17 protein-coding genes are annotated in these 15,006 nt (G+C 45.8%); 16 read left to right on the forward strand and 1 reads right to left on the reverse strand.

Features of this window, described 5'->3' with window-relative positions; genetic code table 11:
- The 11 genes from MCG44_RS00575 to MCG44_RS00625 form a co-directional block, all read left to right on the forward strand.
- Nucleotides 1–261: FAD-dependent protein (locus tag MCG44_RS00575; RefSeq protein ID WP_412531121.1), on the forward strand; the 261-nt coding region annotated here is incomplete at its 5' end.
- A gap of 145 nt (nt 262–406) precedes the next feature.
- Nucleotides 407–1,084, forward strand: coding sequence for a RadC family protein (gene radC / locus MCG44_RS00580; protein WP_240286240.1), 678 nt, complete (start codon nt 407–409; stop codon nt 1,082–1,084).
- A gap of 16 nt (nt 1,085–1,100) precedes the next feature.
- Nucleotides 1,101–2,129: a rod shape-determining protein gene (locus MCG44_RS00585; protein ID WP_240286211.1), complete on the forward strand. Its 1,029-nt coding sequence runs from the start codon at nt 1,101–1,103 to the stop codon at nt 2,127–2,129.
- Between the two features lie 13 nt (nt 2,130–2,142).
- Nucleotides 2,143–2,997 carry a rod shape-determining protein MreC gene (mreC, locus tag MCG44_RS00590; protein WP_240286213.1) on the forward strand — a complete coding sequence of 285 codons (855 nt, stop codon included), beginning with the start codon at nt 2,143–2,145 and terminating at the stop codon, nt 2,995–2,997.
- A complete protein-coding gene (gene mreD, locus MCG44_RS00595) occupies nt 2,997–3,524 on the forward strand; it encodes a rod shape-determining protein MreD (protein ID WP_240286215.1) in 528 nt (175 codons plus the stop codon). Before mreC ends, mreD begins: the two co-directional genes overlap by 1 nt.
- A complete protein-coding gene (locus tag MCG44_RS00600; protein ID WP_240286217.1) occupies nt 3,509–6,412 on the forward strand; it encodes a penicillin-binding transpeptidase domain-containing protein in 2,904 nt (967 codons plus the stop codon). Before mreD ends, MCG44_RS00600 begins: the two co-directional genes overlap by 16 nt.
- A gap of 48 nt (nt 6,413–6,460) precedes the next feature.
- The gene (minD, locus tag MCG44_RS00605; RefSeq protein WP_240286218.1) at nt 6,461–7,246 is read left to right on the forward strand and encodes a septum site-determining protein MinD; all 786 of its coding nucleotides are present in this window, start codon (nt 6,461–6,463) and stop codon (nt 7,244–7,246) included.
- Between the two features lie 12 nt (nt 7,247–7,258).
- Nucleotides 7,259–7,513: a cell division topological specificity factor MinE gene (minE, locus tag MCG44_RS00610; protein WP_240286220.1), complete on the forward strand. Its 255-nt coding sequence runs from the start codon at nt 7,259–7,261 to the stop codon at nt 7,511–7,513.
- 54 nt (nt 7,514–7,567) lie between these two features.
- A complete protein-coding gene (locus MCG44_RS00615; RefSeq protein WP_412531122.1) occupies nt 7,568–8,662 on the forward strand; it encodes an FtsW/RodA/SpoVE family cell cycle protein in 1,095 nt (364 codons plus the stop codon).
- Nucleotides 8,659–9,669, forward strand: coding sequence for a D-alanyl-D-alanine carboxypeptidase family protein (locus MCG44_RS00620; RefSeq protein ID WP_240286224.1), 1,011 nt, complete (start codon nt 8,659–8,661; stop codon nt 9,667–9,669). Before MCG44_RS00615 ends, MCG44_RS00620 begins: the two co-directional genes overlap by 4 nt.
- A gap of 115 nt (nt 9,670–9,784) precedes the next feature.
- A complete protein-coding gene (locus MCG44_RS00625; protein ID WP_240286226.1) occupies nt 9,785–10,204 on the forward strand; it encodes a twitching motility protein PilT in 420 nt (139 codons plus the stop codon).
- A 91-nt stretch (nt 10,205–10,295) separates the two neighbouring features.
- Here MCG44_RS00625 and MCG44_RS00630 read toward each other — a convergent pair whose 3' ends face one another.
- A complete protein-coding gene (locus MCG44_RS00630) occupies nt 10,296–10,511 on the reverse strand; it encodes a DUF378 domain-containing protein (RefSeq protein WP_240286228.1) in 216 nt (71 codons plus the stop codon).
- Between the two features lie 164 nt (nt 10,512–10,675).
- On the opposite strand from MCG44_RS00630, the gene MCG44_RS00635 reads away from it, so the two are divergent.
- The 5 genes from MCG44_RS00635 to aroB all read left to right on the forward strand — a co-directional run.
- Nucleotides 10,676–12,076, forward strand: a complete 1,401-nt coding sequence (locus MCG44_RS00635; RefSeq protein ID WP_240286230.1) for an HlyD family efflux transporter periplasmic adaptor subunit — start codon at nt 10,676–10,678, stop codon at nt 12,074–12,076.
- Nucleotides 12,077–12,091: 15 nt separating this feature from the next.
- Entirely contained in the window at nt 12,092–12,799 is a 708-nt protein-coding gene (locus MCG44_RS00640; protein WP_240286232.1) for a YggS family pyridoxal phosphate-dependent enzyme, read from the forward strand.
- A gap of 13 nt (nt 12,800–12,812) precedes the next feature.
- Nucleotides 12,813–13,406, forward strand: a complete 594-nt coding sequence (locus tag MCG44_RS00645; protein ID WP_240286234.1) for a cell division protein SepF — start codon at nt 12,813–12,815, stop codon at nt 13,404–13,406.
- Between the two features lie 56 nt (nt 13,407–13,462).
- Entirely contained in the window at nt 13,463–14,167 is a 705-nt protein-coding gene (locus MCG44_RS00650) for an RNA-binding protein (RefSeq protein ID WP_318653883.1), read from the forward strand.
- 10 nt (nt 14,168–14,177) lie between these two features.
- Nucleotides 14,178–15,006 (forward strand): 3-dehydroquinate synthase (aroB, locus tag MCG44_RS00655; protein ID WP_240286238.1); only part of this gene is annotated, 829 nt, incomplete at its 3' end.

Here is a 15,006-nt window from a genome sequence, read left to right on the forward strand (position 1 = left end):
TTTCTCCCTGGATTCATGGCGGATGCGCTTGTGGAAGGAATTCATGCCTTTGGCAAAAAGATTCCCGGATTTGACCGCAGGGACTGCCTGCTGAGCGCAGTTGAGAGCAGGACTTCGTCACCCATACGAATCCACCGCGACGCCAGGCTGATGAGTAATATTTCCGGCATTTTCCCATGGAGAAGGAGCAGGTTATGCGGGAGGGATCACTCGGCAGCGATCGACGGTCTGAAAACAGCAGAAGCTGTCGCTGCGGATTGAAATTGTGAAATCTTTAATAACGGGAATATCGGTATACTTTGTGCCCCATTTGTGCTAGAAATATAAATGAATTTTTATGTAAAGTGCCTGCTGACTCTGCCTGAAGAGAGACAGAGGTCTATGAAAAACACGAAACGATAAAAAACTGCCTGTCGAATCACGTCCTTATGAGAAATTCCGACTGCACGGAGCACAGTCTCTGACGGATGCAGAGCTTCTCGCCATTATTCTGAGGAGCGGAACACACGGTACCTCATCCATAGAACTTGCGCAGCATCTGCTTGCATTGTCCAAGGGGCATGAGGGTCTGCTGGGACTGCACCATCTGTCTCTTGCACAGCTGACGGAAGTAAAGGGAATCGGGGATGTGAAAGCTGTACAGATTAAATGTATCGGTGAATTGTCGAGACGGATCGCAAAAGGGGCGTCCAGTCCATTTCTGGATTTTAAAAGTCCGGATACGATCGCCGATTATTATATGGAAGATTTAAGACATCAGGAACAGGAAGTTCTGCTGTGTATGATGCTGGATACAAAGAATCATTTTCTGGGTGATGTACAGGTATCCAAAGGTACTGTGAATGCATCGCTGATTTCTCCGCGCGAGATTTTTTTGTCAGCACTGCAGTTCCATGCGGTCCACATTATTCTGGTGCACAACCACCCAAGCGGAAATCCACGGCCAAGCAACGAGGATATCCTGATCACCAAACGTATCCTTGAAGCCGGAGAACTGCTTGGAATCTATCTGCTGGATCACATTATTATCGGTGACAGGCGGCATATCAGTCTGTGTCAGGAGGGGATGATACAGAGGGCATAAAGGGGTTATAAAGTCTATGGTTTTACAGCATGTATTCGGAGTGGATCTGGGGTCAGATACGATTAAGATCTACTCCCTGAAGAAAGATGAAATCTTAATAGAAAAAAACATGATTGCTATCCGCAATAAAGAAGAAGTGCTCGCAGTGGGAAATGATGCGTATGAGATGTATGAAAAGGCTCCGCATAATATTGTAGTTTCTTCTCCGATGAGCGGCGGCATGATTGCCAACATCGGCCATCTGGAAGTGGTTCTCCACCTGTTGCTGCGCAAGCTGAACAAACACTTCGGGAACAGGCCGATTGTCTATTTTTCTGTGCCTATGAACATGACAGAAATTGAGAAGAGGGCCTACAATACGATCGCCAGCGGCGGGGATCTTCGAAAAAGCCGGATTTTTCTGGTGGAACGGCCCATTGTAAATGCGCTGTCCCTTGGAATACCGATCTCCAGAAGCAAAGGTTCCATGATCGTCGATATGGGCGCCGAGTGTACGGAAATTTCTGTCCTGGCTGACAACAGAGTGATTATCAGCAAACCGCTGTCATTCGGCGGGAACCGAATTGATGAGGCGATCGTCGCCAACGTGCGGAAACGATGCGGTCTTCATATCAGCCGCAGAATGGCCTCCAGGCTGAAAACAGCCATGGCCGGACTTTCCTCCGACACGAAAGAAGCCCGGAAGGTAGTCGGACTTGATACGATATCCGGTCTGCCAAAAGAAGGTGTGGTCAGCTCTGCGGTTATAAATGAAGTCATCCGCAGTCAGCTGCGGCAGGCGGCGGACGAGATTCAGCTGTTTCTGGAACGTACCCCGCCTCAGATACATAGCAGCATCACGACGGAAGGTATCTACCTGACCGGAGGCTGTACCAGGATACCGTATATCGATACGTATCTGGCGAAGCGGCTTGGATGTGCTGCCCATATTTCTCAATACAGTGACACGTCTGCGGTCTATGGCCTGAAAGAGATCATCAACCATAAATCACTGCAGCACTGGGCATTCACATCAAAAAGCAGCAGTAAGAAATACAGATTTTAATTGAGGACAAAGCATGAAAAAAAAGAATCGATTTTCCATAAAAACAAAACATTGGATCATCATCATGACCATCGTCTGCATCGGTCTGATCGCACTCGCAGCGACTTCCAGGTTTTCCTTTGCCCCGATTCAGCAGGGCGCAGGGTACGTCATCTCACCCTTCCAGAAAGGTATCAACGGGGCAGGTACATGGCTGCGGGATCAGACGAGCGGTTTTATGAATGCCAAAAAACTGAAAAATGAAAATGAAGCCCTGCAGGAGAAAGTCGATAAACTGACGGAAGAGAACAGTAATCTGCTGCAGGATCAGGAAGAGCTGGAACGCTTAAGACAGCTGTATACGCTGGATAAAGAATATTCCGAGTACGAAAAGGTAGCCGCACAGGTTATTTCCAAAGATCCCGGCAACTGGTATAATACGTTTGTGATCAACCGCGGCAGTGATGACGGTATCCAGGTTGATATGAATGTCCTTGCAAACGGGGGGCTTGCCGGCATCGTAACTGAAGTCGGCAAGGACTGGGCCACTGTGCGTTCCATCATTGACGACTCCAGCAATGTAAGCGCCATGGTTGCAACCACATCAGATGACTGCATCGTAACAGGCAATCTGCTGCTGATGGATGAGGGGAAACTCAATTTCATCCAGCTGACAGATAAGGAAGACAAGGTACAGGTCGGTGACCGGATCGTCACCTCCAACATCAGTGACAAATTCCTGAAAGGCATCCTGATCGGATACATCGACGAGATCAACAATGATACGAATAATCTCACAAAGAACGGATATCTGATCCCGGTCGTTGATTTTGCCCATATACATGAGGTTCTGGTGATAAAGGAACTGAAGAATAAAGGAGGAGACTGATGCGCAGAAAACTGATCCTGGCTGTTCTGGTTCTTTTGACCTTTTTGCTGCAGAGTACTGTATTTAAAGCGCTTTCCATCGCATCCATCACACCGAATCTGCTGCTGATCCTGACGGTATCCTTTGGATTTATGTGCGGAAAGCGTATCGGTATGTTTACAGGATTCCTGAGCGGACTGATGATCGATATGTTTTATGGCAACCTCTTTGGATTCCACGCGCTTTTATATATGTGGATTGGATTTTTGAATGGATTTTTATATAAAGTGTATTATGACGAAGATATCAAAGTACCGACTATGCTGGTAACGGCCAGTGACGCCGTATACGGAATCGTCATTTACGGACTGCAGTTCATGCTTCGGGGCCGCCTGAATTTTTTCGGATATCTGAAGCAGATCATCATTCCGGAAATCGTTTATACGGTTGTTATGACACTGCTATTCTACCGCCTGTTTTTATGGATCAACCGACAGCTGCTTGAATACGAAATGGAAGGACAACGATCACCTTGGTTAAGAAGATAAAAAAGATGTTTAAAAAGTTCAGACTGAGCAGGACCACCGTACTGATCGCGGTGTTTCTTGTCATGGCTTTTATTCTGATACAGCGGATATTTTCTCTGCAGATCATTCATGGCCAGGAATACGCAGATAATTTTTCTCTGCAGACAACCCGTGAACGGACTTTGAAAAGCACCCGCGGAAATATTCTGGACTGTGACGGCAATGTGCTCGCTTCAAATGAGCTTTCATACTCCATAACACTGGAAGACAGCGGCACTTATGCGAACCGGAGGATACGAAATCTGTCTCTGAACAGTGAGATTTACCGGATCATACAGCTCGTAGAGGCAAATGGGGATTCTATAGACCACAGTTTCCATATTGTTCTGGATGAGAACGGCAATTATGACTTTGACGTTACTGATTTTTCACTCTCACGATTCCGTGCCGATGTCTACGGGCACAGCCTGATTGATGATCTGAAAGCTGAAGAAGCAAACGCTTCACCGGATCAGATCATGAAAGACCTGGCGGGTGATGACCGCTTCGGTATTATTTTATCCGAAAATCCGTATACGGAGGAAGAACTGACAGAGTATGGTCTTCCAGCAGAATATTCAAAAGAAGAACTGTTGAAGATGGTGTCGATCCGTTATCTGCTGTCAACCACAAGCTATCAGAAATACGTGGCGGTGACGATCGCCACGGATGTCAGTGAGGAGACCGTGGCTACTATCATGGAAAATAAAAATGATCTGGAAGGCGTGGATATTGCAGAAGATTCCGTGCGTGTCTACGCAGACAGTGTTTATTTCTCTTCCCTGATCGGCTACACGGGGAAAATATCTGCTGAAGAGCTTGATTCGCTGAGGGAGGAAAATCCCAACTATTCAACAACCTCCATTGTCGGTAAAACGGGGATTGAGGAGGTTATGGAGACAACGCTGCAGGGAACAGACGGGAAAGAGACCGTATATGTCGATAATCTCGGAAAAGTTCTGGAAATCGATAAGGACTCCAAAACGGATCCCGTTCAGGGAAACGATGTTTATCTGACCATTGACAAGGAACTTCAGATCGCAGCCTATAAAATACTGGAACAGAGGATTGCCGGAGTTCTGGTATCGAATATACAGCCGATCAAAACCTTTGAGACGGATGAAAATACGGATACCTCTGCGATCCCGATCCCGATTTACGATGTCTATTATGCACTTGTCAATAACAGCATTTTGGATATCGGCCATTTTTCCAGCGAAGATGCCTCTGAAACGGAGCGCAATGTGCAGGCAAAATTTGAGGCCAAGCAGGCGCAGATCTTTGAGGAGGTCAGCCGGGAACTGACGGGTGACTCCCCGCAGGCATATAAAGACATGAGGGAAGAGATGCAGGTCTACATCAGTTATATCGTCAACGAGATGCTGATGGATGACACGGGCATTCTCGATAAAAACGCCATTGACAAATCAGACCAGACGTATCTGGCCTGGACACAGGATGAGACGATCAGTCTTCAGGAGTTCCTGACATATGCAGCGAGCCAGAACTGGATTGATATTTCCCGGTTCACTGAGGAGAACACATATCTGGATTCCGGGGAAGTGTATGCTGCACTGGCGGCGTATATCGCGGATTACCTGAAAACAGACACTGCATTTTCAAAACTGCTGTACAAATACATGCTGATGGACGATGTGATCTCAGGTAATGAGCTGTGCACAATCCTTTATGATCAGGGTATCCTGTCAAAAGATGATGATCTGTATACATCTTTCATGGCGGGGCAGACGAGCTCCTATGACTTGATGAGAAGCAAGATCATGAATCTGGAAATCACCCCCGCACAGCTGGCACTTGACCCGTGCTCCGGTTCAGTCGTCATAACAGATCCGAATACCGGAGAGATCAAGGCATGTGTCACATATCCGGGCTATGACAATAACCGGCTTGCAAATCAGATGGATACCGGTTATTATAGAAAATTGACGAGTGATCTGTCGGAACCGTTTTATAATAAGGCGACGCAGCAGAGAACGGCGCCCGGTTCGACATTCAAGCTCGTGACAACGGTCGCTGGATTGATGGAGGGTGTCATCGATGATGAATCCACGATCCAGTGTACGGGTATTTTTGACAGAATCGACGGTTCAGAGCTTCGATGCTGGAAGAGGGATGGACATGGCCTGCTGAATATACGCGGAGGTATTACCAATTCCTGCAACGTCTTCTTCAGTGAAGTGGCCTACCGTCTGGGACTGGATGAGAACAATGTTTTCTCGGACAGCAATGCAACACAGAAAATCACCAATTATGCCGAACTTTTTGACTTTGATAAAAACTCCGGTATCGAAATCTCGGAGGCTGATCCTCAGATCTCAGATCAGATGCCGATTCCTTCAGCAATTGGTCAGGGTACACACAACTATACGACGTCTCAGCTTGCACGCTATGTGTCAACACTTGCAAACGGCGGCACAAGCTATGATATCTCCCTGCTGGATAAAGTGACGGATTCTTCCGGCAACCTGATAGAAGATTTAACTCCGCAGGTTCAGAGCCAACTGGAGGTACCCCAGTATATCTGGGATGATATCCATGTCGGCATGCGAGGTGTTATCACCGAAACCAACAAAGAATTATTCCAGGATCTGAATGTTTCGCTTGCCGGCAAGACCGGTACGGCGCAGCAGTCCAGAAACCGCACCAGTCACGGACTTTTCATCGGATATGCTCCGTATGAAAATCCGGAAATATCCATGGCGGTGCGTATTGCCTACGGGTATTCCTCCACTAACGCGGCGTTAGTGGCTAAGGATATTTTAAATTATTATTTTGAACTGAAAGATGAAACGGAAATCCTGACCGGAACTGCGGCTCAGGAAGGTACTTCCAACGAACAGACCGATTAAATACGAAAGCGGATAATTAAAAAAAAGAAATCGTTTGGAGGATGCATCATGAGTGAAGTAATCGTAGTAACATCAGGAAAAGGGGGCGTCGGCAAGACGACCACGACAGCCAACATCGGCTGCGGTCTTGCCGCTCTCGGCAGGAAAACAGTTCTGGTCGATACAGATATCGGACTTCGGAATCTGGATGTCGTCATGGGACTTGAAAACCGGATCGTATATAATCTGGTGGATGTCATCGAGGGAAACTGCCGCATGAAACAGGCACTGATCAAAGACAAGCAGTTTCCGGACAAACTGTTTCTGCTTCCGTCAGCACAGACCAGGGATAAAACTTCTGTGACTCCGGAGCAGATGAAAAAGCTGTGTGACGATCTCAGGGAAGAATTTGATTTTATCCTGCTGGACTGTCCCGCGGGTATTGAACAGGGGTTTAAAAATGCTGTTGCCGGGGCTAACAGAGCCATAGTGGTGACAACCCCGGAAGTCTCTGCAATCAGGGATGCAGACCGTATTATCGGTCTTCTGGAAGCGGATGACCTGCGCGATATTCAGCTTGTCATCAACCGGCTCCGTATGGATATGGTCAAACGTGGAGATATGATGTCCGTGGAAGATGTCGTAGATATCCTGGCGGTCGACCTGATTGGTGCCGTTCCGGATGATGAGAACATTGTGATCGCAACAAATCAGGGCGAGCCGCTTGCAGGCGGACCGTCACTCGCAGGACAGGCATATCTGAATATCTGCCGGAGAATCCTGGGTGAACAGATTCCGCTTCTGGACCTTACTGAGAAAAAAGGACTTTTTCGGCGCCTTTTCAAAAACAAGTAGGAGGTGGCAGTGGTGTTTGGATCAAAACGAAAAAATACCGGCAGAATTGCAAAAGACCGGCTGAAACTTCTCGTAAATGCCGAGCGTATTGACTGCTCTCCCGGAATTCTGATCATGCTGAAGAAAGATTTGATGAAAACCGTAAATAAATACATACTGGTAGAAGAGGATGGTGTTGCACTGACATTTACAGCAACACCACCAAGACTCATGGCTACCATATCGGTTAAAAAAACACCGCACAATGAATTCACGAAAGTGAAATAAAAACAAAGGAATCATATGTTTAAACTATATAAGTTAAAAGACTACAATTTCAGATTGGTTTTATGGCTTGTGCTGATCAGCGGCATGGGTGTCATGCTGGTCGGAAGTGCCATGCAGTCTCTGCAGACACGGCAGCTGTTCGGGGTGATTCTCGGGGTCGTCCTGATGGTCATTGTCTCCCTGATTGACTTCAGCTGGATTCTGAATTTTTACTGGATTATGTATATTGTAAATATTCTGATGCTGCTTGCAGTGCGTATCATGGGTAAGACAACCTACGGAGCGACCCGCTGGATCTCAATCGGTTCTTTCCAGTTCCAGCCAACGGAGTTGTCCAAGATCATACTCATCCTGTTCTTTGCGAAGTATCTGATGGATCATGAGGATGATCTGAACACGTTGAAGACACTGGTCAGCTCTATCATACTGGTAGCTGTTCCGCTTATTCTGATTAAGATACAGCCTGACCTGAAAAACACGATCACCGTAGCGGCACTGTTCTGTGTACTTTTATATATTGCAGGGCTCAGTTATAAGATCATCGGAACGGTGTTAGTCATCATGGTCCCGCTTGTCGTCGGGTTCCTGATTCTGGTTACTCAGACGGACCTTGAGATTCTGGAGAGTTATCAGAAAGACCGTATCATGTCCTGGCTGTATCCTGAAGATGCCGCGTACTCGGATGATATCGTGCAGCAGCAGAATTCCAAGACAGCCATCGGTTCCGGTCAGCTGACCGGAAAAGGCTACAATAATAATAAAGTTTCCTCATCCAATAAAGGAAACTTCGTATCTCAGATACAGACGGACTTTATCTATGCAGTGGCAGGGGAGGAGCTCGGATTTCTGGGCGCCGCCGGTATTATTCTGCTGCTTTTCCTGATCTGTATTGAATGTATTCTGACCGGCAGGAGAGCCAAAGATCTATCCGGCAGGCTGATCTGCTGCGGGGTAGCGACGGTCGTTGCGCTGCAGAGCTTCATTAACATCTGCGTGGCGACCGGACTGATGCCAAATACAGGCACACCGCTTCCCTTTGTCAGCTACGGCCTGAGTTCCATGGTCAGTCTCTTTATTGGAATGGGACTTGTGTTGAATGTCGGACTTCAGAATAGAAATTATCTGCAGGGAGAGGTCAGAAGAGTATGAAAACAAACACCAGAAAAAGAAAACTTTTTATTAATACGATTTTCCTGGTTATGGTTCTCATGATAGTGGTACTGCTCGGCATTCTCGGAATCATGAAAATCAGAAAAGATAAAAACCTGGATATGCACTTTTCATACCAGGAACAGGTGGTTGAGCAGGACGGCAGCACGAATGCGTTCCAGACTGCAAAGCCTTTTGCCGCAGAGCTCTGTGTAGCCTATGACAATGTCGGCGCAGAAGGCATCAGTATGCCTGGAAATGAGAAAAGCTGTCTTTTGAATGTTGACGATAAGACTGTTATGTACGCCCAGGATATGCATGAAAAAGCATATCCTGCAAGTATCACCAAGATCATGACCGCTATTCTGGCTGTAAAATATGGAAATATGGATGATGTCGTTACGGTCAGTCAGAATGCCGTAACGCTGGAAGAGGGATCTCAGGTGTGTGGATTTCAGGCAGGCGATATTGTCACCATGGACGAACTGTTTCACGGCCTTCTGGTGTATTCCGGAAATGATGCCGCAATGGCGATTGCAGAACATGTAGGCGGGTCTGTCGACCATTTTGTTGAGATGATGAATGCGGAGGCGCGGAGAATCGGCGCGACGAATACGAATTTTGTCAATCCGTCCGGACTTCACGATGATAATCACTATACAACGGCGTACGATGTTTATCTGATGCTGAACGAAGCGTTGGATTACGATTATTTTGTTGATACCATGCAGCTTTCGGTTTACAATCTTAATTTTACCAGAGGAAATGAAACTGTCCAGGTTCACCTTGATTCGACGGATCATTATCTGACCGGAGAGACCAGCGCACCTTCCGGTGTTACAGTTCTGGGAGGAAAGACAGGAACCACCAGTCAGGCGGGAGCCTGCCTTGCAATTTTGAGTCAGAATGACTATGGAGCTCCTTATGTTTCTATTGTTTTGAATGCGTCTACAAAAGCAAATTTGTATGATGATATGAATCAGCTTTTGTCAAAAATTAATTCTTAAAGAAATTATAAATTTACCATTGTGTTTTTGTCTTAAATACACTATAATTAGAGCTATAAATCAATACTTTTTAGTAAAATTACATATTAAATGATGACTTAAGGAGGAAACTGCTATGGTTCAATTAATTATTGGGGATAAGGGAAAAGGTAAGACTAAGCAGCTTTTGGATAAAGTTAATGCGGCAATCAAATCTGCGAATGGCAATATCGTATTTTTGGATAAGAGTACGAGGCATATGTATGAGCTGAACAACAGGATCCGGTTGATCGATGTATCCGGATTTCCGCTGAAAAACAGTGATGAGTTCGTAGGTTTTATCTGTGGTATTATTTCACAGGATCATGATCTGGAAGAGATGTATATTGACAGTTTCATGAAGATCGCACAGCTTGAGGATCAGGATATTACCGATACCATTCTTCAATTGGAAGCCATTGGCGAGAGATTCGGCGTTAATTTCGTTATCAGCATATCTGTGAATGATGATACGATCAGCGAATCCTTAAAAGATAAAGTGATTCTTTCTTTGTAGAAGAAAAAATATACAGGGGGATGAAGTGGTACTTCATCTCCCCTTTTTTCGTTTCTCAGGAAACCCGTCCTGCGAACATGTAACTGTCAGATCATCCGTTTTTTGCTGAATTTCCGATACGTCCGTACATGCTCAGCAGATAAAGACCGCTGATTCCTACGATCGCATAGATAATGCGTGAAATCCAGGACATATTGCCGCAGATGAATGCGACCAGATCAAATTTGAAAAAACCGATCAGTCCCCAGTTAATAGCACCGATGATTGCGATCGTTAACGCAGTATAATCCAAACCAGATGTATTCATAGTATTTCCTCCTGTCTGCATGTATTTTAAAGACAGTTTGCCCATTTTTGCCAGAAATATTCTTCTGTGATGTTAAAATACAGAGAAATTTCATCTTGAGGTCTTACGGCTAAAATGATAAAATAACATGGATGTAGACTTTTACAGAACAAGGAGACAGTATTTTGCCAACTCAGAAAAAAAAGTGGAAACGCCCGGACATACACCTTTCAGATTTTAAAAAAGCCGCCACGCTTAATATTGGAACGATACTGTTCGGAGCTTTATTTATTTATATGGTTATCAGTATCATCATGTATCTGACTGCAGCGCATATTACCCCCTATCAGGTAACAAGCGGTCCTTTGTCAAAAAACCAGACGTATACCGCGTTGATCCTGCGGTCAGAGCAGCTTGTACAGGCCAATACCGGCGGTTATGCAACTTACTATGTACGTGAGAACTCCAAGGTTAAAAAATCCGGGGCAGTGTACGGCATTGGCGATGGAGAGACTTCCGGAGGCACAGCTGAGCTGACAGAAGAAGATCTGACACAGATACGGTCAGCCATGGCCAAATTTGCGTATAATTTTGACGCGAACAATTTTTATGATACGTACAGCTTTAAGTATGAAATGGAGGGAAGTCTTCTGCAGTATGCAGGACTGGCCGATGTGACAGAGCAGGGCACTGATTCGGAAGACATTGTCGCCCCGACACAGACAATCGGAAACCAGACGGTAAATTTTGCACCGTCAGACGGCATTGTTCAGTATACAAAAGATGGTTATGAGTCTGTGACTGCGGATACGATTGAACCTGATCATTTTAACCAGAAGTCCTATCAGAAAACAAATCTGAGAAGTTCCGATCAGCTGTCCGTCGGAGACGATGTGTACAAGCTGGTTACCAGCGAAAACTGGTCACTGATGATCCCGCTGACTGATACACAGACGGTACAGCTTGCCGGAAGAGAAACAATCCGTGTAAAATTCCTGAAAGACGGTGTAACGCAGACAGGAAAATTTACGATTGTTACCAAAGATGATCGCTTTTACGCCAAAATCGATTTTTCAACAGGAATGCTCAGATATACGTCCGACCGTTTTATCGATATTGAACTGGTGACCAACATTAAGACCGGATTGAAAATACCAGTTTCTTCCATAGTAAATAAGGATTTCTATGTGATTCCCAAAGGCTATGAGACGACCGGAGGAGAATCAGATGAAATCGGTTTTCTGAAAGAGACAACAAATAAAAGTGGAGAAACCTCATCGGAATTTGTCAATGCGACTGTCTATGCTCAGCAGGATGATCTCTACTATGTAGACCAGGAGGATTTTTCTGACGGCGACGTCATTATCAAACCGGAATCAACAGAACGCTATACCATTGGCGACACGATGCCTCTGGAGGGCGTATACTGTATCAATAAGGGGTATGCTGTGTTCCGGAAAGTCGTGATCATCGATCAGAATGAAGAATACTGTATCGTCGAGTCAGGAACGACGTACGGAATTGCACAGTTTGACAACATTGTCTCAGACAGCAGCACAGTAAAAGAAGAAGAAATATTATACTAAAAGGAGCGCGATATCATGGTACGGGAAAACATTAAAGCAGTGGAAGAAAAGATTGCAGCGGCCTGCAGGCGTGCGTCAAGAGATCCCAGGGAAGTAACACTCATCGCAGTCAGTAAAACAAAACCCGTGGAATTGATACAGGAAGCCATCGAATATGGCCAGGTAGATTTCGGTGAGAACAAAGTACAGGAACTTACAGGTAAATATGAAATCCTTCCCAAAAATCTGCGCTGGCATATGATCGGTCATCTCCAGCGCAACAAGGTTAAGTATATCGTGGATAAGGCGGCATTGATTCATTCTGTGGATTCCCTGCGCCTGGCAGAGACCATAAGCACTGAGGCTCAGAAAAGAAAGGTAACCGTTTCGGTGCTGATCGAAGTGAATGTGGCACAGGAGGAAAGTAAGTTCGGTACTGCCTGCGGAGAAGTAGTTGCACTTGTTGAGGAAGCTGCAAAACTGCCGAACATTCGGATAGAAGGTCTCATGACGATCGCTCCATTTGTCGATGATCCGGAGGAAAACCGCCCGGTATTCCGGAAATTAAAACAATTAAGTGTTGACATAATGGAGAAAAACATTAATAATGTTAATGTGAATATTCTGAGCATGGGGATGACAAACGATTATGAAGTAGCGATCGAAGAGGGAGCAACGATGGTTCGCGTCGGAACAGGAATCTTCGGAGAGCGGGATTATTCACCAAAAACCATGGATAAGTAGATAGGAGATCATAATGGGAGTATTAGACAAGTTTCTGGATGCAATTCGTTTAAATGATGATTACGATGATGACGATGAATTTTTTGATGATGATATAGAAGATATAGAAGATGAACCAAAACAAAAACGCCGGTTTTTCAAAAAAAATGATGACGATCTGGACGACTACGATGATCTGGACGACCCATTCGATAAACCCAGGACAACAAAGAAAATGTCTGAGGCTGCTGCTGTAAAACAGCCAAAGTCTTCAAAGCAGTCAGCAAAACAGTCTTCTTCAAAAATTACGCCGATGCGTAAAAAAACAGGAGGTTCTTCAATGGAAGTATGTGTGATCAAACCAAGCTCGATGGAAGATACAAGAGATATTGCAGATACGCTGATTGCACACTGTACCGTTGTTCTGAACCTGGAAGGCATCGATGTGGAAGTTGCACAGCGTATCATTGACTTTTCTTCCGGTTCCTGTTATTCTATCGGCGGCGGTCTGCAGAAGATATCCAGCTATATCTTTATCCTGACGCCGGATAATGTGGAAGTGTCAGGAGATATTCAGGAGATTTTGAGCGGTGCATTTGACATTCCGTCCATGCGCACTAATTTTTAATCCGTACTATGCAAAAGGAAGAACATTTCAGAAAAAGAATCCAGGATCTGGCACGGATGGCTTATGAACGGGATATTGTAACGTTCACGGATTTCCTGGACTTGAATGAACAGCATATAGTCAACAGCCTTACCAGAGAGCTTGCAGGCGTAACACATGCAGGCTTTGGGGGCTATGATATGTCAGAGCGTCAGATAACAGCTTTTATTCCTGATGCTCTTTCTTATGAATGGGAATATCCCATCTGCTGCCTGCACATCCGCCCGAGGGACGGACGGTTTGCGGAACCACTGTCACACCGCGATTACCTCGGGGCACTTTTGAATCTGGGAATTGACAGAGGCATGCTGGGTGATCTCCTGATCGATGAAAGCTCAGCGTACCTGTACTGTATTGACCATATGAGCCAGTTCATAATACAGGAGATGATACGTGTCCGCCGAACTGCCGTCACAGCAGTTCGGAGTGAAACCATGGAGCCGGCAGCCACCAGAAATTTCCAGGAGATAAAAGGAACCGTTGCCTCCGTACGACTGGATGCACTGATCTCTCTTGCATTTCAAAGTTCAAGGAGCAGGATGGTACCGCTTATCGAAGGTGGAAAAATATTTGTTAACGGAAGAATGGTCACATCAAACGGCTGCACGCTGAAGGAAGGCGACGTCATATCTGTCCGCGGATATGGAAAATTCCGGTTTTCGGGCGTCGTATCGAAGACTAAAAAAGGACGCTGTCTCGTATCGATCAGCCGTTACAGCTAGGAGGAAACATATGGAACATCGGATGACTGTAAAACGTGCGGGTGAGTTTACCTATGATATAGAATGGCACAACACCTTTGAGGGCCTTGGGAACGCTGTGGAGAAACTCTCTCTTATGAGCAGAAAAGCCTGTATTGTCACAGACAGTACGGTAGGCCCACTCTATTTGGATGCGGTGAGCAGACAGCTATCCCCTCTTTTTGAAACAGTTACATCTTTTGTCTTTCCGTCGGGTGAGGCGCAGAAAACACTGGATACGGTAAAGAAACTTTATACGCATCTGATCGAAGAACACTATGAACGTAAGGATATACTGATCGCCCTCGGCGGCGGTGTTGTGGGAGATCTGACGGGCTTTACGGCAGCCACGTATCTGCGCGGCATAGATTTCATTCAGATACCCACCACACTGTTGTCACAGGTGGACAGCAGTGTGGGTGGGAAAACAGGTGTTGACTTCGACTGTTTTAAAAATATGGTCGGAGCATTCCATCAGCCTCGTCTGGTCTATATGAGCATGGAAACCCTGCATTCACTTCCGGATGTACAGTTTTCCTGCGGTATGGGCGAAGTCTTAAAGTCCGGGCTGATACGGGACCTGTCTTATTATGATTGGACGCTGGCACACAGCACGGAACTGCTTGCGCGGGAAGATGAAGCACTGGTCAGGATGATAAAGGGCAGCTGTCTGATTAAAAAGACGGTTGTTGAGCATGATCCTACGGAGCAGGGGGAACGTGCCGTCTTAAATCTTGGCCATACCATAGGCCATGCTGTCGAAAAGCTAAAACATTTTGAAATGCTTCATGGTCAATGCGTTGCACTGGGCACAGTCGCAG

This window comes from Lawsonibacter sp. OA9, from assembly GCF_022440585.1.